At 47.1% G+C, this 16,732-nt stretch carries 20 protein-coding genes; 10 read left to right on the top strand and 10 right to left on the bottom strand.

Annotated elements, in window-relative coordinates; translation table 11 throughout:
- Position 1 precedes the first annotated feature (1 nt).
- From CIL02_RS07420 to CIL02_RS07405, 4 genes are read left to right on the top strand one after another with little or no spacing between them, the layout of a single operon-like run.
- Complete coding sequence (locus tag CIL02_RS07420) at positions 2-619, top strand: HAD family phosphatase (RefSeq protein ID WP_094400460.1); 618 nt, start codon at positions 2-4, stop codon at positions 617-619.
- Positions 582-986, top strand: a complete 405-nt coding sequence (locus tag CIL02_RS07415) for a GtrA family protein (RefSeq protein ID WP_094400458.1) — start codon at positions 582-584, stop codon at positions 984-986. The genes CIL02_RS07420 and CIL02_RS07415 overlap by 38 nt, the downstream gene beginning before the upstream one ends.
- Positions 983-2,383, top strand: a complete 1,401-nt coding sequence (locus CIL02_RS07410; RefSeq protein ID WP_094400456.1) for a DUF6080 domain-containing protein — start codon at positions 983-985, stop codon at positions 2,381-2,383. The genes CIL02_RS07415 and CIL02_RS07410 overlap by 4 nt, the downstream gene beginning before the upstream one ends.
- Positions 2,365-3,585, top strand: a complete 1,221-nt coding sequence (locus tag CIL02_RS07405; protein WP_094400454.1) for a DUF6080 domain-containing protein — start codon at positions 2,365-2,367, stop codon at positions 3,583-3,585. Before CIL02_RS07410 ends, CIL02_RS07405 begins: the two co-directional genes overlap by 19 nt.
- Positions 3,586-3,816: 231 nt before the next feature.
- Here CIL02_RS07405 and CIL02_RS07400 read toward each other — a convergent pair whose 3' ends face one another.
- From CIL02_RS07400 to CIL02_RS07360, 10 genes are all read right to left on the bottom strand, one after another.
- Positions 3,817-4,371, bottom strand: coding sequence for a hypothetical protein (locus CIL02_RS07400; RefSeq protein WP_094400452.1), 555 nt, complete (start codon positions 4,369-4,371; stop codon positions 3,817-3,819).
- Complete coding sequence (locus CIL02_RS07395) at positions 4,365-5,126, bottom strand: hypothetical protein (RefSeq protein WP_094400450.1); 762 nt, start codon at positions 5,124-5,126, stop codon at positions 4,365-4,367. The genes CIL02_RS07400 and CIL02_RS07395 overlap by 7 nt, the downstream gene beginning before the upstream one ends.
- Before the next feature lie 151 nt (positions 5,127-5,277).
- Complete coding sequence (locus CIL02_RS07390) at positions 5,278-5,583, bottom strand: helix-turn-helix domain-containing protein (protein ID WP_094400448.1); 306 nt, start codon at positions 5,581-5,583, stop codon at positions 5,278-5,280.
- On the bottom strand, positions 5,555-5,896 hold the full coding sequence (locus tag CIL02_RS07385; RefSeq protein WP_094400492.1) for a type II toxin-antitoxin system RelE/ParE family toxin: 342 nt from the start codon (positions 5,894-5,896) through the stop codon (positions 5,555-5,557). The genes CIL02_RS07390 and CIL02_RS07385 overlap by 29 nt, the downstream gene beginning before the upstream one ends.
- Before the next feature lie 253 nt (positions 5,897-6,149).
- Positions 6,150-6,452 carry a hypothetical protein gene (locus tag CIL02_RS07380; RefSeq protein WP_094400446.1) on the bottom strand — a complete coding sequence of 101 codons (303 nt, stop codon included), beginning with the start codon at positions 6,450-6,452 and terminating at the stop codon, positions 6,150-6,152.
- 212 nt (positions 6,453-6,664) lie between these two features.
- Positions 6,665-6,796 carry a hypothetical protein gene (locus tag CIL02_RS16870; protein WP_256387554.1) on the bottom strand — a complete coding sequence of 44 codons (132 nt, stop codon included), beginning with the start codon at positions 6,794-6,796 and terminating at the stop codon, positions 6,665-6,667.
- A gap of 99 nt (positions 6,797-6,895) precedes the next feature.
- Positions 6,896-7,603: a hypothetical protein gene (locus tag CIL02_RS07375; protein ID WP_094400444.1), complete on the bottom strand. Its 708-nt coding sequence runs from the start codon at positions 7,601-7,603 to the stop codon at positions 6,896-6,898.
- A 13-nt stretch (positions 7,604-7,616) separates the two neighbouring features.
- Positions 7,617-7,883 (bottom strand): hypothetical protein, encoded by a 267-nt coding sequence (locus tag CIL02_RS07370; RefSeq protein ID WP_094400442.1) that lies wholly within the window; start codon positions 7,881-7,883, stop codon positions 7,617-7,619.
- A 26-nt stretch (positions 7,884-7,909) separates the two neighbouring features.
- Complete coding sequence (locus CIL02_RS07365) at positions 7,910-8,287, bottom strand: hypothetical protein (protein WP_141210159.1); 378 nt, start codon at positions 8,285-8,287, stop codon at positions 7,910-7,912.
- Between the two features lie 311 nt (positions 8,288-8,598).
- Positions 8,599-8,874 (bottom strand): lipid-A-disaccharide synthase N-terminal domain-containing protein, encoded by a 276-nt coding sequence (locus tag CIL02_RS07360; protein WP_240513572.1) that lies wholly within the window; start codon positions 8,872-8,874, stop codon positions 8,599-8,601.
- A gap of 336 nt (positions 8,875-9,210) precedes the next feature.
- Here CIL02_RS07360 and CIL02_RS07355 point away from each other — a divergent pair, with 336 nt between their 5' ends.
- The 6 genes from CIL02_RS07355 to CIL02_RS07330 all read left to right on the top strand — a co-directional run bounded on the left by CIL02_RS07355 (position 9,211) and on the right by CIL02_RS07330 (position 16,641).
- On the top strand, positions 9,211-9,570 hold the full coding sequence (locus CIL02_RS07355; RefSeq protein WP_141210158.1) for a hypothetical protein: 360 nt from the start codon (positions 9,211-9,213) through the stop codon (positions 9,568-9,570).
- An 86-nt stretch (positions 9,571-9,656) separates the two neighbouring features.
- Complete coding sequence (locus CIL02_RS07350; protein WP_094400434.1) at positions 9,657-11,795, top strand: hypothetical protein; 2,139 nt, start codon at positions 9,657-9,659, stop codon at positions 11,793-11,795.
- 30 nt (positions 11,796-11,825) lie between these two features.
- Positions 11,826-14,411 (top strand): rhamnogalacturonan lyase, encoded by a 2,586-nt coding sequence (locus CIL02_RS07345; protein ID WP_141210157.1) that lies wholly within the window; start codon positions 11,826-11,828, stop codon positions 14,409-14,411.
- A gap of 235 nt (positions 14,412-14,646) precedes the next feature.
- On the top strand, positions 14,647-14,991 hold the full coding sequence (locus tag CIL02_RS07340; RefSeq protein ID WP_094400430.1) for a DUF1893 domain-containing protein: 345 nt from the start codon (positions 14,647-14,649) through the stop codon (positions 14,989-14,991).
- A 217-nt stretch (positions 14,992-15,208) separates the two neighbouring features.
- A complete protein-coding gene (locus CIL02_RS16865) occupies positions 15,209-15,337 on the top strand; it encodes a hypothetical protein (RefSeq protein WP_256387553.1) in 129 nt (42 codons plus the stop codon).
- Positions 15,338-15,612: 275 nt separating this feature from the next.
- Complete coding sequence (locus CIL02_RS07330) at positions 15,613-16,641, top strand: hypothetical protein (RefSeq protein ID WP_094400426.1); 1,029 nt, start codon at positions 15,613-15,615, stop codon at positions 16,639-16,641.
- Positions 16,642-16,732 lie beyond the last annotated feature (91 nt).

Below are 16,732 nucleotides of genomic sequence, written 5' to 3'. Positions count from 1 at the left end.
CATGCAGAAGACATATATACATACCTTCGACTTCGACGGCACGCTGACCACTGCCGACACCATGATAGAACTGATAAGGTTTGTGCGTGGCACCACGGGACTGCTCACGGGACTGGCCTGCCTGAGCCCCCTCCTCATACTGATGAAGCTGGGCCTCTACCCCAACTGGCGTGCCAAGGAGCGGCTGCTGGCATGGTTCTTTGGCGGCATGCCCGAAGCCGACTTCAACCGGCTGTGCAACGACTTCGCGCAAGCACGCCAGGACCTCATCCGTCCGCAGGCCATTGACATGATACGCACGCTCAATGCCAAAGGGCAACAAACCGTCATCGTCAGCGCAAGCGCGGAAAACTGGGTAAGCAAGATGGCGGAACTGGCGTTCGGAGCCGAAACCACCGTTACAGGAACAAGACTGGAGGTGAGCAACGGGAAGATTACAGGCCACATAGATGGTGCCAACTGCTACGGAGCAGAGAAGGCAAGACGCATACAGGAATACCTCGACAGCCTCAACATAAGCAGAGAACAATGCCTCATCACCGCCTATGGCGACAGCAGAGGCGACAAAGAGATGATAGACTATGCAGACAAATCATACTACAAGCCCTTCGGCGACTGACAGCAACAGGCTCCGCGAAGTGGTGCGCTTCGGCATTGTGGGCGCAGTGGCCACGCTCCTGCAGTACGGACTGTACGTACTGCTCAACAGGCTTGTACACCCCACCCTGGCAAACACCATCGCCTACGCACTGAGCTTCGCCTTCAACTACGTGGCCTCTACGCACTACACCTTCCAGGTGAAATCGACGGCAAGGCGCGGGCTGGGCTTCGCCTTCTCACATCTCATCAACTACACCCTGCAGACAGCGACGCTGGCCCTGATGTTGTGGCTTGGCCTGCCCAAGGACCTTGCGCTGATACCCGTGTTCGCCATCTGCGTACCAATAAACTTCATCCTTGTCAGATATTTCCTAAAGAAGCAATGAGAAACATCCTACGCATATTCGCCATAAGGCGCGAGGAACGCATGCTCGCCACCGTGCTGCTGCTCCTGCTGCTGGCTCTCAATGCCATCGTCATAGCCCACTACTACAGCCTCTTCACCCCGCTGCAGAAATACTACTGGCCCCTGTTCATACGCAACTTCCACATCTCCGGCTTCGACCCCATAACGCTCAGTGTCGTGAGCGACTGGTCGGCAGGCTACAATGTCTTCCGCCATCCTCTGCTGGCTTTCTTCATGTACCCCGCCTACCTGCTCAACCAGGCCCTGATGTTCATCACGGGCATCAACTGCGCCATCTTCATCGTTGCCGCCATGCAGGTGGGCAGCGCATTCTATGCCGACATATTCCTCTACAGAATACTGCGCGAGATAACACTCCTCGACCGCTTTGACTCCACGCTCCTCGTGGCACTCTACCAGTCGTTTGCCTTCATCATGCTGGCGGCCATGGTTCCCGACCATTTCATCTTCTCCAGCATGATGCTCATTCTCTCGCTCTATGTCACGGGACGCAGGCTGGCCAGCCGCAGGCCTATGAAGATATGGCAAACCATCGTCTACTTTGTCTTCACGGCCGGCACGTCACTCAACAATGGTCTGAAGGTGTTCCTGTCGGCTCTCTTCGTCAACCGGCGCAAGTTCTTCCACCCCGCATTCCTGCTTCTGGCGGTTCTGCTTCCGTCGCTCCTCCTCTGGGGAATAGCCCGATGGGAATACCGGGTGTTTGTATACCCTACTGAGCAAGCACGCCATAAGGCCAAGGCCAAGAAGGAAGCAGCAAGGAAAAAGGCCGCCGAGTTTGCCAAGGCACAGAGAGACTCGGTGATGCTGGCTCAGGGCAAGACCCCAGAGCCTGCGAAAAACACAAAGGCAAAGCCGAAACGCAAGGTAGCAGGAGCGCCCATTGCCAAAAAGGGCTTCCTGAGCTGGACTGACGTAACCACGCCACGTTGGGAATCGCTGGTGGAGAACGTATTCGGTGAGGGCATTCAGCTGCATAAGGACTATCTGCTGCAAGACGTTCTGCGCAAGAGACCAATGATAGTCCACTACACCATGGCTACAAACTATATCGTCGAGGCAATTATCGTGCTGCTCTTCATATTTGGCATACTGTGCGGACTGCGAAACACGTTCCTATGGTCGTGCATGGCATACTTCCTGCTCGACATGACGCTGCACGTAGGACTGGGCTTCGGCCTCAACGAGGCATACATCATGACGGCCCACTGGGCATACGTCATACCAATAGCCATGGCCTTCTTCCTGAGGCTCATAAATCCACAATTCGCCTGGATATTCCGCTCAATAATAATTATTATCACGTCATTCCTCTTCGGATGGAACATCACACTCGTATGCCAGTTCCTAACATAAGCGACCTCAAATCAAGACTATCGGGCACCAAACTTGACCACTGGCTGTCACCGGCACTCATCGCCCTGCTGCTGCTTGTCCTCCACTACTTCTTCATAGCCCGGTTTCTTGACCAGTTCATGCACTATGATGACAGCTCATGGCATGTCTTCATGGCCAATTTCCACATGGCAGGCTTCGACCCCTTAACCTATCATGTCGTCACCGACTGGCACATGGGCTACGATATCCTGCGCCATCCCCTGCTGGCATGGCTCGTATGGCCGCTATACGCCATCAACAGCCTGCTGTGGCAGCTCACGGGTGCCAACTGCGTGCAGTTTGTCTGCGGAGCATTGCTATTCGGCTGTGGCTATGGCTCTGCCCTGCTCATGCGCAGCATACTCGTACGTGCAGTAGGAACAGGACGATGGACAGCCACGCTGCTCACTGTCTTCTTCCTCTCCTTCGCATATATTATGGTGTCGCTCATCGTACCCGACCATTTCTGCCTGTCGCTGTTCCTCCTGCTCCTCGTCATCCACCAACATGCCACACGCAGCACCGTAAGCACAGCAACGCAATGCCTTCTCTATACGCTCACGGCAGGAGTGACGCTCACAAACGGAGTGGTGGTATTCCTCGCCGACATCATCTTCCATGGGCGCGACGCCCTGAGGCCACGGCGCTTGCTCGCCGCCTATGTCCTCCCGACAATATTCCTGCTGTCATCCGTACTCATCTTCCAGCGGCAGACAGACAGCACGACGAAATGGATAAAGGACAACATCACCAAGACCGAGATAGTGGTTGAGAACATGCTCGGAGAGTCCATACAGTTCCACCGCAAGCATATCCTCGGCGACGTGCTCTGGCACCGGCCCGTCATCGTGCGCTATCTCTGGTGGGGAAGCTATGCCATAGAGGCAGCCTATGCCGTCATATTCGTCCTTGGCATGTGGTATGGCCGACGCGAGCGGCTGCTGTGGCTGCTTGCCGCCATCCTCACATTCAACGCCACCCTTCACATCCTCTTAGGCTTCGCCATAGACGAGGTACAAATCATGACAGCCCATTGGGCATTCGTCATACCTATTGCTACAGGCTATGCCGTCAGGCGTCACAAATGGCTTGCCCTGCCCGTTCTCGTCATCACCTTGTATCTTCTCGCCTCCAACTTCTATCTCCTGCACAGATACCTCACATGGCCATTAGCGAAGTAAGAAGATGGTTTGATGTTGCTTCAATATGGCTCGTTGGAGACTTTCACCAGTTAGCCAATGCTCAAACACCGTACTACAAACAGCCCGAGACTCACAGAACATGAATCTCGGGCATTTTGTTGCAAAAGTCTTATATAGAAACCTATCTTCTGTCGTTGCCATGCGATATAACGTTTTGTTGCCGCAAAAAAAACGAATAATATTTTATTCTGCCAAGAATAGCATAAAACATTATTTTGGGATAAGCCCCAACATTTGTTTACTGTATAGCATCCCATTTCTGAAACAAAGAATATATGTAGGACTGTCAAGTCCGACAATTGTGCTTTTTTTTATTCTTTTGTTCCTGTTTGACAGATATTCGTCATATTGTTTAGGATAATACTCTTTTAGAATATTCTCGTATGCCCTATCTGTCATCACCAAATACGATGAATTTGTGTTGTCCATTTTAGAGGAAGCTCCATAATGTAAGAAAACATCTTTATTGTTTAGGCACGCTTTTATAATATAGGGATTGTTTCTGAAGTCCTCACCATTGGCAAGGAGCATCACCTCGAACCTGTCAATACTGTCATTTATCTGCTGATAGAATATGTGACAGGTTGTAGGAATACCATAATCATATTTGTCGGTTAATGACAGATAGTATAGAATTTCCCGTTTCAGTTCTTTATTGTTCAGAACAAATTCGCACTCTTTTCGGCTGCTTGTCTGTTCTGAACAAAAGCATAATGTATACCCAAATGCTACGAGCAATATAATTCTCTGTATAGTTTTTACCATGGTATTATGTTGTATTTTGTTGGTTGACTTGTTGTGACACTGTAAAATTTCTTATCTTGAACATTCAATACGTGTACAATCCCATTAAAACGTTTATTTGCCATCACGCTATCAGCTCCCTTTATACCTATAGGATCATCTGGGGTATTAGGGATATACGGGTGAGTATGTACTTGGAAAGATACTGGTTCATATTGTCCATTGATACTGACATAAGTCTTGGGATCATCCGATAAATTGACAAAATAGTTTATACTGTGATATTCACCATTTTCACCATCCCGAAATACTAATATTGAGCCGTTTTCTAACACAGCAGCGGCAACTTCACAGTTCGTAAATTTAGACCGATTTATCATATAATTAAAAGCTTTCTTCCTAACACGATTTTCCCAATCGTCATATTCCGTTTTTGAACAAACAAATAATTTGTCATGTTTGCTCATTCTATCATGAATCATGTGGTTGTACATCATCTGAAAAGCAGATGTCATTGCGCCGTTGGCAAACTTGCCGCCACCAATCTCCGACACTACGCCGCCAAGAACAGCGCTTGTAGCTATTGTCCCAACATCAGTCATGTGATTGGCATAGCCTGAAATCAGTTCGTTGCCTCCAGCAGAAACCATGCCCACATACAGCCCATGCTCAAAGTGTCCGCCCTGCAAAGCCTCCATTGTTCCGTCAGAGATTGAGTGCAGAGCCATCCTTGTGTACCAGTCTCCGCCTAAAGAACCTATGCCGAAGTTAGCCATTCCGCCCAATGCGCCCCAGAAGCCACCTGTGAAGGCACTCTTTGTGGTCGTCCGGAATTACACGGACAGGTTCATCGACCCGAAAAAGTGAACCAAGGCGCCTGCCCCTATGACCCAAGTCCCTATGACCCGAAGGTGGTGGAGCCCCAAATCAATATATCGGCTTAACCACCTCCACCCTCATTCCAAGTGCATTGATGATGCGATAGAATGCACCTACACTGGGCACGATGACACCATTCTCCACCTTGGATATATAAGACTTGGTGGAGTTGATGCGTCTTGCCAACTCGGTTTGCGTCACTTTTGCCTCCTTGCGTGCATCGAGCAGTATCTGACCGGAATAGAAAGAGAATGCATCCTCTTCTGCCTTTATACGCTCAGGAGTCCCCTCCTTGCCAAACTTCTGGTCAAGAACTAAATCGTAGTCAACGATTTGATGATTGTTTGTCTGCATAATATGCCTCCTTTATCTTTAATGCTTTTTCTATTTCATTTGGTGGAGTCTTCTGGCTTTTCTTTTGAAAGCCATTGAACAGGACAACGACCTTGCCTTCGTCGAATATGAAGAACACCCGAAAGATGTTGCCTCCATATTCGGCACGCAACTCATACAGGCCATCCCTGATAAGTTTGACGAACTTCTTGGGAAGTCTGTCCTGGTTTTTGAGCAGGAGAAGTCCATATTGGATTTTCTCCTGTTCTTTTTCATTCAAGGTGTTCATGAATGCCTCAAAGTAACCGCCGTATGTCAATATCCGCCGTTTCATGGTGCAAAGATAGCAAAAGTTGTCCAATCATGCAACTGCCGGATGTTTTTTTCAGTAGATAATCATCATGAATCTGAATCAGAACCACAGGGACACGTTCATCGACCCGAAAGAGTGAACCAAGGCGCCTGTCCCTATGACCCTGCAAAGCCTCCATTGTTCCGTCAGAGATTAAGTGCAGAGCCATCCTTGTGTACCAGTCTCCGCCTATGATGCCTATGTCGCCAGTATATACTGCTACTAAATAGGCATATTATTCTTGCCTGTCCCTCTTTTTCTTCTGTTTCTCCATCTTCTCTCTTATTTTCTCCTCATAGAGGCTTATCATAGTGTCGAACTTTATGATTTCCTCGTCCGTGCCATTTGTAGCTTCAAGATAGTCGATGTGGTTGCGTATCTGATAGTATTCGCTGTTGGTCTTTATATACCCTCTCTCCTCTATCTTTCTCACCTTATCCAATCGTTTCTTGTCGAAGTCACGCAGGTCTTTGCCACAGGCCGCACGAAGGCGGGCGTTGAGGATTGGATATTCAGGCTCGTCCGGAAATGGTATCATTTCATTGGCATACTTAAACCACCTTTTTAGCATTCTGAGATTACCATTGTTGTAAAATTCGATAATTTTGTTTTTTATATTCTCAAAATCTCTTCGATATTCTTCACGTAAACTCTCATCGTTCTCAGAACGAATACTACAATTGTATGTAAAATCGTACATGATTAAATTCCATTCTTTGTAAAATGTTAACTCGTCCATAATATATAAATTTAATAACCTGTGTAAGGTGCTATGTTCCCAAATATTTTATTTGCTTTTTGATGATAAGTTCTTCCTGCAGGATTCCATTTTGCAACCCCTCTAATTTTATTTGCTACTTTTTTTGTTTCCAATTCCTCCATGATAATCAATAAGTTGCTGTTCTCGTCCCCTAATGGCCATTTTACCTTCAAAACCAATAGCACATCTATCAACTACAGGCTTGCCAAATACCTCATACTTCATTCTGCCATCAAACGACTTTCTATTATTGCTCTCAGCCAAAACACATATGAATACTCTTGTGGAACAGCACCGGAATAACCATAATCTGCACTGTTCATATGGTGTTCTTTTGTATTTCTTTTTAAAACTTTACTATCATAATCTAAGATAATGGATGAAACTTCAATATTGTATGGTTTCAAAACCACATTCATTTTATCTTTGAGGGGAATTTTATCCATGAATTCTTTTATGCGTTTATAAACATTATCACATTTATGGCATGCAAAATCATTAGACAAGGCTACAGTAACATCAAAGACATCAGCACCTCTAAACGTTATACCCCTAATAGAATCAAAATTTAATTCATCTTTTGCCAGACTTAAAAAAGTTGAAAGTTCAGATATTAGCTCGTCACTAACATGTCCTTTTCTGTGATTAAATGTTTTGTTTTTAAGCTCGGGAATTTTCCTTTTGCAATATATTGAGTCAATGCCGTCACCAATTATGTCATATGTTCCATTTGAGTACTTAAAAGTAGAAAAACAAATGCTTGAAACCGTATCACCTTTTATAAGGTAATATGTCTTATCTTCATAACCTCTGTAAGTTACAGCAATTAAATGAGTTTCATTTTGCTTGTTTTTATTTACGCATGAAACAGGAACTAAAATTAGCAACATTATTATCAAGATTTCATTTAATAGTTTTGAGATAATCATACGTCTTATTATTTTATTTAAATCCACATTTCCATAATTCTGTTATGGCTTTTTTATAATAATACGCAAATGCTCCTCCCTCGAGTTGTCCATCTATAGAATTCCAATGCCCGTCATGCCCTTTATAGAAATATTCCACATGTCCAGTTATTGCACCTTCGAAACCTGATTGCGAAACGACACCATTCTGTAGATTTATATTAGGATTCTTTACGTAGTCATACACTCTTGGTATTCCCCATTTCCTATAGAAATAATTTCTAAGACCTTTTGCAAACATGAAGTAATTGCGACCGTCATTACCTTTCAGGGTCTGTCCCTCTTTTTCTTCTGTTTCTCCATCTTCTCTCTTATTTTCTCCTCATAGAGGCTTATCATAGTGTCGAATTTTATGATTTCCTCGTCCGTGCCATTTGTAGCTTCAAGATAGTCGATGTGGTTGCGTATCTGATAGTATTCGCTGTTGGTCTTTATATACCCTCTCTCCTCTATCTTTCTCACCTTATCCAATCGTTTCTTGTCGAAGTCACGCAGGTCTTTGCCACAGGCCGCACGAAGGCGGGCGTTGAGGATTGGATATTCTTTATCTGAAGGAGATGGACGCAATTCATTTCCATAGGAAAACCATTCTTTTAACTTCCTGAGATTTCCGTTTCTATAGAATTTGATAATATCGTTTTGCATTTTTTCAAAATCTTTTTTGATGTTCGGTATTTCATTTTTATCAATACAATCATTAATAAAATAATTACATGCATAATCGTACATGATTAAGCACCACTCTTTATAAAACTCCAATTCTTCCATGGTAATATTTTTTAAAATGCCCCAGTATAAGGAGCAATATTTCCGAAATAATTATTTGAGGCATTGTGATATTTCCTTCCATATTTCGATTAGTTTATATTAATAACGCAAAGGTATAAAACTTTGCGGACATAAGCAAATTTTTACACCCATTTTGTCACCATTCAGGTCGAAGGGCAGAGCTGCTCTCACTTCCTGAGCAGCATCAGGTTTCGGGTATATGCCACGATGCCGAACGACTGCCCGACAATGAGCACTATGTCATGCCGTATCAGCGCATAGCTCACTATGGTCAGCGACCCTGCGAGGCTCACTATCCAATGACCGTCATACACCATCTCGCGAGCAGTGACGATATTGCGCGACTCCATAATATCAGGCACAATGACATCATTGTTCACAAAGAAAGCTATAAAGCAAATGACAATTACCAACAACGGACTTTTATACTTTTTTATGTCCATCTTCATGCTATTATTACATACTTAACCTTGATAGCCTCACGGTTTTCATTCACACATCGCTGCAAAGATAATAAAAACCATACTAACCCAACAAGTTTCACACTTATTTCATTATATTGTAACACAATATTAACATTCCGTTTATGTAAAAAGGAAATAATTAATTCTGTTTCATTTCAATCATCTCACTGGAGATTTCCAACCGCTGAAAGGTGAGTTAATCAGATGTAGCTTACTGGCGATATTCGCAAACGTTTTCGTGTTGTTTTATCACACATATTATTATATATAAGAATAAAAATAGTAATTTTGCCGAAAAAGTATACCTATACAATCATGATAAGAAAACTTTTACTTTTCGCTGCCATGTCATTGGCTGCGTCAGCGATGGCCGACCAGAAACAGACGGTTGTTATACAGGGCGGCAAAGTGGACAATAGTGTACGTAAGATAGCGTTCCAGGGTGACAACGCTGTCATAACCTTTGCCGACGGCAATACCCAGACCGTCGACCGCTCGGCTTTTGCCGTGTACATAAGCAACATCAACACAACGGCTATCAAGAACACAACAGTGGGCAAGAATATTACCGGACAATGCCATACCATAGGCGGCGTCAAGGTGTACAAGCCTGCACACAAGGGCGTATACATTAAGGACGGAAAGAAAATTGTGAGGGGAAAGGAAGGAAGATAGCACGACGGGGGATAGAAAGTCCCAGGAACCTCGAACTTGCGATAAGAAATAATCAACAGACTAAAAACTAAAACAAACAGAAAGATATGAATCAAATACTATACCTGCTGATGTCGCTCGTGCTGACTTTCGCCGACGGCACCGAGAAAGTTTATGATGAAACAGAGGTGGAGGCAGTAGAGATTGACGATGATACCAACACCGTCACTGTCACTACCACTCACGGTACCGACACCTACAAGGACATGGTGCTTGCCATAGGCACACGTGCGGACGAGCCTGCTCCCGTGGCCAACAACCTCATCACCGAGGCTCGCGGATGGCACGAGAGCCTGTATGCGAAGTTCAGGCTTGCAGAGGGTGCGAAAAGCTACAATGCTTACGTAAAAAGTGACGACGAGGCCGACTACCACAAGGTGGACGGACAGCTGGTAAGAGACTACGGCACATACGGACGTGTAGACGTAGTGGGACTTCGCGCAAGCACCTACAGTCTGAAGGTTGTGCCCGTATACGAAGACGACAGCGAGGGCGACGCCTCGACAGCGGAAGGGCTAAAGGTGGTGCCCTACAACCGTGACGGCTTTGCCCATCATGGCCGTAGCGAGGGCATCGGAGCATACAACAACGACGGTACGCTGAAGGCCAATGCCAAGGTGGTGTACATAACGAAGGAGAATGCCGCTGAGCTGCAGCCGCTGCTCACGTCATACAGCAAGGGCACCCTGGCCTCTACTCCGCTATGCGTGAGGGTGATAGGACTGCTCAAGAAGGAGGACATGGGAACGCTGGGCAGCTCTGCCGAGGGACTGCAGGTGAAAGGCAACTCCGGGTATACCACCCTGAACATCACCATCGAGGGTATCGGTGACGATGCCACCCTGTATGGCTTTGGCATCCTGGTAAGGAATGCTGTCAGCGTGGAGCTGCGCAACTTCGGCAACATTCTGTGTATGGACGACGCCATATCGCTCGACACCAAGAACAGACACATATGGGTTCACAACATAGACCTCTTCTATGGACAGGCCGGCAGCGACTCCGACCAGGCGAAGGGCGACGGCACCGTTGACCTGAAGGGCGACTCACAGTATATCACCATTGCGTCGTGCCACTTCTTCGACAGCGGCAAGTCATCGCTCTGCGGCATGACATCGGAGACGGGACCGAACTATATCAGCTACCACGACAACTGGTTCGACCATAGCGACTCGCGGCATCCGCGCATACGCACCATGACGGTACACCTGTGGAACAACTACTACGACGGCAATGCCAAATACGGCGTAGGAACGACAATGGGGTCGAGTGCATTCGTAGAGGCAAACTATTTCAGAAACTGCAAATACCCCATGCTCATGGCCAGGCAGGGACACGATCCAGAGGCAACGAGCGGGTCGGTGAAGACAACCTTCTCCGGCGAGGACGGCGGCTTCATAAAGTCGTTTGCAAATGTAAGGACAGGACTAAGCGCAAGCAACTACACCACATGGCAGAGCAACCCCACGAGCTTCGACGCCTACGAGACTGCAAGCAGACTGGAAAAGGTTCCCGAGACCATAGTTACCAACCATGGCGGAACACCATACAACAACTTCGATACCGACACAGAGCTGATGTACGGCTACCAGCCTTGCGAGGCCAAGGACGTGCCCCAGAGAGTTACGGGCTACTATGGTGCGGGACGACTGAACCATGGTGACCTCAAATGGACATTCGACAATGCGACAGACGATACTGATTACGGAGTGAACACCGCACTGATGTCTGCACTGCAGGCATACACCACCTCGCTAAAGGGCATCTTCGGTAGCGAGACAGAGATTCCCGAGACTCCTGACGAGCCTTCTGACCCAGAACAGTCCGTAGACCCCTCTGAGGTTCTGCTGGTATCGTTCGGTGCTGACGGACAGCCCAGCTCATCCGTTTTCACCGTTACAGGCAACGGCAGCAGCTCAAAGGGAGAGATTACCGTTGACGGAGTGACCTACTCCACTTGTCTGAAGATGGAGTCGTCAACGCAGGTGTCGTTCACACTGGCAGCAAAGTCAAAGGTAACCTTCTACTTCGGTGCCGCAGAGACAGCGTCGCTGAAGATTGACGGAGAGAAGATTACGGGCACGGGCAACACCTACACGACAACTCTCGACGCTGGCACGCACACGCTGGCCAAAGACAAGTCGGTGAACCTGTTCCTCGTTAAGATAGAGCCGCTGGAAGAATAACGCAACACATAAAATCTACAAAAACATAATATGAGAAAACTACTATTATCACTTATGCTGCTCTGCACATCATTGGGCATGAGCGCAAACAACATCTACGAGCTGTCGGCAGCCACCTGCTCGGCGTCATCAGGTGCCGTTGGCCCATGGAGTTTCCAAGGAGGCTTCTCAGTGATGGCCTCTGATGCGTCTAAAACCTACCAGGCTGCTAACGGAGGCATCAAATACTCTGCCGGACTGCAATACACTATCACCCTGCCCGAGGGAGTATCGGTGAAGCACGTCGAGATATACGGCTACGACAACTATCCCGACGTGGACAGCTATCTGGGCGAGCTTAACGGCAAGGAATACTCTGCCACAGCAATAGTATTCCCGCAAAAGACCGCCAACGGCTCTACCGTCCCCGTAACACGCAGCGTGACACTTGTCGAGGCCGCTACTGGTACGCTGACATTCACTCCGCAAGGCAAGCAGGTGGTATGGACGCTACGCCTCTACGACTACAATCCTGCTGACGTTCCTGCCGACGACCTTACGCAGGGCCGCAACAACAACCTGTTCTACACCCCAGTGTCGCAGATGGAGAAGATAGACCGCGCACCAGTGGCATTGCCCGCATCGAGCGGCAAGGGTATTTTCCTCAGCTGGAGATTTCTCGGTACTGACGACCTGCAGACGAAGTTCGACATCGTAAGGGACGGAAGCACCATCAAGCGCGACCTCACGGTTTCCAACTATACCGACACCTACGGCGCAAAGACCAACAGCTACGAGATTGTGGCAAAGGTGAATGACGTGGAGGTGGATCGCACAAAGCCCGTGACACCATGGAGCAACATCTACCTGCGCCAGACTCTTGACCGCCCGGCGGGTGGCACCTTGGACGGAGCTCAGTACACATACTCGCCCAACGACTGCTCTGTTGGCGACGTGGACGGTGACGGACAGTATGAGCTTATCGTGAAATGGGACCCGTCGAACTCGAAGGACAACTCACAGTCGGGATATACGGGCAACGTATACATTGACGCATACAAGCTCGACATGACCTCGGAGACTCCCACCAAGCTGTGGCGCATAGACCTCGGACAAAACACCAGGGCGGGCGCACACTACACTCAGTTCCTCGTCTACGACTTCGACGGTGACGGCAAGGCCGAACTGATATGCAAGACGGCGGCAGGCAGCAAGGACGGCAATGGCAACTATGTCAGCGAGGCCGCTACCGACGAGACCATCAAGACCGTGGATAACACCAAGGACTGGCGCAACACCAGCGGCAAGGTGACGGGCGGACAGGAGTGGCTGACGGTGTTCGAAGGCCTGACGGGCAAGGCGATACATACCGTGTACTACAATCCGAACAGGAACGGAGGCATTGGCGGTGAGGATGGATGGACCAAGAACTGGGACGACCGCTCGGGAAAGACCGACAAGGAATACGGCAACCGTGGTGAGCGGTATCTTGCCGCCGTGGCATACATAGACGGTCCCGACGCCAACCCGTCGGCCATAATGGTGAGGGGCTACTACACATACTCCTACGTATGGGCTGTAGGCTTCGACGGCAAGGAGCTGCAAACAAAGTGGCTGCACTCCTCTTTCTCGAAGACACAGTATAGCGTGACCTCAGCCAATGGAACTACCGTAACATACAACGCTCCTATACCTAAAGGAAAGATCACCGGCAGCAGGACTGCCTACGGCAACGGCAACCACAACCTCAGCGTAGGCGACTACGACGGCGACGGCAACGACGAGATTACGCTGGGAGCATCGGCCATCAACCATGACGGCACCCTGCTCTACTCTACAGGCTACGGACATGGCGACGCCCTGCACGTGGGCGACATCGACCCAGACAGGCCAGGCATGGAGGTGTTCACCGTTCACGAGGAGTCACCATACGGATGGGACCTGCACGACGCTGCTACAGGTGATGTCATCTGCAAGGCCGACGGCTCTGCTGACAACGGACGAGGCATAGCATCGGACATCATAAGCTCCAACAGAGGCTATGAGTTCTCGTCATCCAACGACCGCAGCCAGCGCAATGCCGCAAACGAGGTGGTAAGCACCAAGTCGACAACGCTCAACTTCCGCTGCTACTGGAACGGTGACCTGCAGGACGAGCTTCTCGACGGCAACACCATGGACACATGGAGCGGCAGCAGCATGACAAGACTGCTGACTCTATATGATTACGGCAACTCATCTACATGCAATAGCACCAAGAAAACCCCTAACCTGCAGGCCGACCTCCTCGGTGACTGGCGCGAGGAAATACTCCTCTGGGACTCTTCCGACGGCTGCACGATAAATATCTTCACAACCAACATCTCTACCATCTACCGCGTGCCGACCCTGATGCACGACCATACCTACCGTATGGGCATAGCATGGCAGAACACCGCATACAACCAGCCTCCACACGTAGGCTACTTCCTGCCCGACTATGTCAGCTACCTGAAAGAGCAGACAACAGCCATCAAGGGTGTGAGCGAGACGGTAAATGCCGACAACGAGCCGATATACACCCTGCAGGGTGTCAGGAGCAACGGCAAGCAACCCGGTATATATATAATAGGTGGAAAGAAAACGGTTGTCAGATAATAGCGGCAACAGACAATAGGAAAAAGAAAGACGGGCTCTTACTGAAACTATTTAGAATAATTTACATACATTCGGATTTTATTTGCTATTCTGAAAAAGATAGGCGGCACTCGGAAATGCAAAGACAAAAAATGCCATTTTTGTTTTGACATCTCACTCGTTTGCACTATCTTTGCAAAAAGGATACCCAGAAGGTGTCTTTGTGACAGATAAGCAACTAAAATCCGAATTTATTATGATGCAACAACTTATTGATACCCTGCATACTGGGCACTACTCGCTCGTTGTGTTGCACGAGGGCCGCCAACGGAGCTTTGGCGGGCAGGGAGTACGCAACCTGTACGACATCTCTACTCAGGAGCCGGAGTTGCTCCTCGGAGCAAAGCTTGCCGACAAGGCCGTCGGAAGGACTGCTGCAAAGATAATGGCTGAGGGCGGTGTAGTGGAGGTATATGCGGACTATATAAGCCAACAAGCCTATGATCTGCTATCTGATGCAAAGGTGAAGGTCAGCTATGGCAAAAAGGTTGACCACGCTACGTTTCTGGATATCTGGAAAAAACTTGGCGAAATAGAATGACTATATGGGTGCCTACCCCTCACCCTTCCCTCACATAAAGAAGGATAATTAGCAAAAGAGTAATACCGACTTTGCTATAGCAGTACTACTGCCTTTCAAAAGCAGTAGTACTTACTTTGCCAACGCAGTATGCTCTACTTTGATTGTATTTCCCACAGAGGCAGTATAAGGTTTGAAGAGTTCTCTTTTTTTCTTACCTTTGCAAGTGACATAAAGAATGAGCATGACAGGTTTTGTTACAAAGAAGTTCCTGAGCATATCAGCAGCCGTGCTGCTGCTTGTTGCCTCTACCGTATTGATATTAGGCACAGGGTATGACCAGTGTCCTCCCGTCTTGCCGGTATAGACAGCCTCATGAATAGTAATCCCCAGGCTGCCTACTTATTATAAAAAATAATTCGTTAATTTTAAAACTTAAAAGACATGAAAACAATTAAAATGTACAGTGCAAGCGCACAAAGTGACAGTGGTGACAATGATAAGGGTACTCCTAGTAACCCTTATACCCAAGATGAGTTTGAAAGTAACTTTTGTTAAGTTTTATCATAAATTCCGTAACTACTCCGCCATCTAACCATGACAGAGTAGTTAGAAAACTATAAAGCTATAATAGTATTAAGTATGTCAAAAAATATAATATTATTGTTCTTGCTATTACCGTTTGCACACATAAATGCCAATCAAGTTTCTTTTCTGAAATTTCTTTCAGAATTTAAGAAAACGGAGTGTATTGATAGTACATCTTTCGGTAAGGCATTCGACTTCATTGAGAATCCGGGACAATACTCTAAGTATTTACCTATGACAACTGAAGAGTGTACTTGTAGGGTGGAAAATGTAAGTTGGCAAAAAGGGTGCTATGTTGAATATAAAAACTACATTGTTGTCACCTTGCAACGGTATTGTTCAAATTTTCAGGATGGCAACAGTCAATGGTTCATAGAAAACGAAGGAACGGATTATGTGATAATCACATATTCCCGCAAAGGTGAAATTTTGGATTGCAAGATAGTTGGGCGTTCTGGTGCAGCATACATAACACACATGTCAACATTAAAACATGGATTAGGAATAGTTGTAGAACAAAGAACATTAAACGATGCCAGCTTACTGCGTCAGTACAAAAATCTTGAATATACAGTTTATACGAACGAATATTATCTCACATCCGTTGGAAAGATTAAAACACGAATCATTAAGGCCCCTCACAAAGAGATTGTAGATATGATGTCCTCTGTAAAACAATTTTCTTTTGATCAGTTCATGTCCTATTTTCTGAAATGGGACAAGCCCAATGTGGACCATACATTGTTTACCCCTTCGAATGACCAGGTAGAACTACCCTTTGGATCATGTCTGTCACTGATACCAGATACGCTCGACCAAAATAGTTTATCACGGGATATCATGTGGATACCATGCCGATATATAGAGAAAGACAATGTCTTGTCTTTTTTCGTTATCAAAGATTGCAGGACTCCAAAAACAGGTTTTGTTCCATATACAGATTATTTGATACTGAATTTTGATAAAAATGGAACTTTCAAATCCCCAATAAATATATATCATTGGGGTGACGAATCGGTCGAGGCGGACAAAATAACACAAATAACAAAGACATTAAAAGCATTTTTACAGGATTATAAATAACGCTTAATTAGTGTCCCGTTAAAATTGGGACGAGCTAAATATTAATCAAACACACTTGGAATAAGGGGACTTAATTGCTCTTTGACATCAT

The organism is Prevotella sp. P3-122 (genome assembly GCF_002251365.1).
Taxonomy (GTDB): domain Bacteria; phylum Bacteroidota; class Bacteroidia; order Bacteroidales; family Bacteroidaceae; genus Prevotella.
Note: the sequence above shows the minus strand (reverse complement) of the source record. Positions and strands in the feature narration are given on the sequence as shown.

Excerpts from the sequence above, each read along its gene's own strand:
- CIL02_RS07420 (WP_094400460.1), top strand. The coding sequence starts at position 2 with ATGCAGAAGACATATATACATACCTTCGACTTCGACGGCACGCTGACC.
- CIL02_RS07415 (WP_094400458.1), top strand. The coding sequence starts at position 582 with ATGCAGACAAATCATACTACAAGCCCTTCGGCGACTGACAGCAACAGG.
- CIL02_RS07410 (WP_094400456.1), top strand. The coding sequence starts at position 983 with ATGAGAAACATCCTACGCATATTCGCCATAAGGCGCGAGGAACGCATG.
- CIL02_RS07405 (WP_094400454.1), top strand. The coding sequence starts at position 2,365 with ATGCCAGTTCCTAACATAAGCGACCTCAAATCAAGACTATCGGGCACC.
- CIL02_RS07400 (WP_094400452.1), bottom strand. The coding sequence starts at position 4,371 with ATGGTAAAAACTATACAGAGAATTATATTGCTCGTAGCATTTGGGTAT.
- CIL02_RS07395 (WP_094400450.1), bottom strand. The coding sequence starts at position 5,126 with ATGGCTAACTTCGGCATAGGTTCTTTAGGCGGAGACTGGTACACAAGG.
- CIL02_RS07390 (WP_094400448.1), bottom strand. The coding sequence starts at position 5,583 with ATGCAGACAAACAATCATCAAATCGTTGACTACGATTTAGTTCTTGAC.
- CIL02_RS07385 (WP_094400492.1), bottom strand. The coding sequence starts at position 5,896 with ATGAAACGGCGGATATTGACATACGGCGGTTACTTTGAGGCATTCATG.
- CIL02_RS07380 (WP_094400446.1), bottom strand. The coding sequence starts at position 6,452 with ATGATACCATTTCCGGACGAGCCTGAATATCCAATCCTCAACGCCCGC.
- CIL02_RS16870 (WP_256387554.1), bottom strand. The coding sequence starts at position 6,796 with ATGGAGGAATTGGAAACAAAAAAAGTAGCAAATAAAATTAGAGGGGTT.
- CIL02_RS07375 (WP_094400444.1), bottom strand. The coding sequence starts at position 7,603 with ATGATTATCTCAAAACTATTAAATGAAATCTTGATAATAATGTTGCTA.
- CIL02_RS07370 (WP_094400442.1), bottom strand. The coding sequence starts at position 7,883 with ATGTTTGCAAAAGGTCTTAGAAATTATTTCTATAGGAAATGGGGAATA.
- CIL02_RS07365 (WP_141210159.1), bottom strand. The coding sequence starts at position 8,287 with ATGCAAAACGATATTATCAAATTCTATAGAAACGGAAATCTCAGGAAG.
- CIL02_RS07360 (WP_240513572.1), bottom strand. The coding sequence starts at position 8,874 with ATGGACATAAAAAAGTATAAAAGTCCGTTGTTGGTAATTGTCATTTGC.
- CIL02_RS07355 (WP_141210158.1), top strand. The coding sequence starts at position 9,211 with ATGATAAGAAAACTTTTACTTTTCGCTGCCATGTCATTGGCTGCGTCA.
- CIL02_RS07350 (WP_094400434.1), top strand. The coding sequence starts at position 9,657 with ATGAATCAAATACTATACCTGCTGATGTCGCTCGTGCTGACTTTCGCC.
- CIL02_RS07345 (WP_141210157.1), top strand. The coding sequence starts at position 11,826 with ATGAGAAAACTACTATTATCACTTATGCTGCTCTGCACATCATTGGGC.
- CIL02_RS07340 (WP_094400430.1), top strand. The coding sequence starts at position 14,647 with ATGATGCAACAACTTATTGATACCCTGCATACTGGGCACTACTCGCTC.
- CIL02_RS16865 (WP_256387553.1), top strand. The coding sequence starts at position 15,209 with ATGAGCATGACAGGTTTTGTTACAAAGAAGTTCCTGAGCATATCAGCA.
- CIL02_RS07330 (WP_094400426.1), top strand. The coding sequence starts at position 15,613 with ATGTCAAAAAATATAATATTATTGTTCTTGCTATTACCGTTTGCACAC.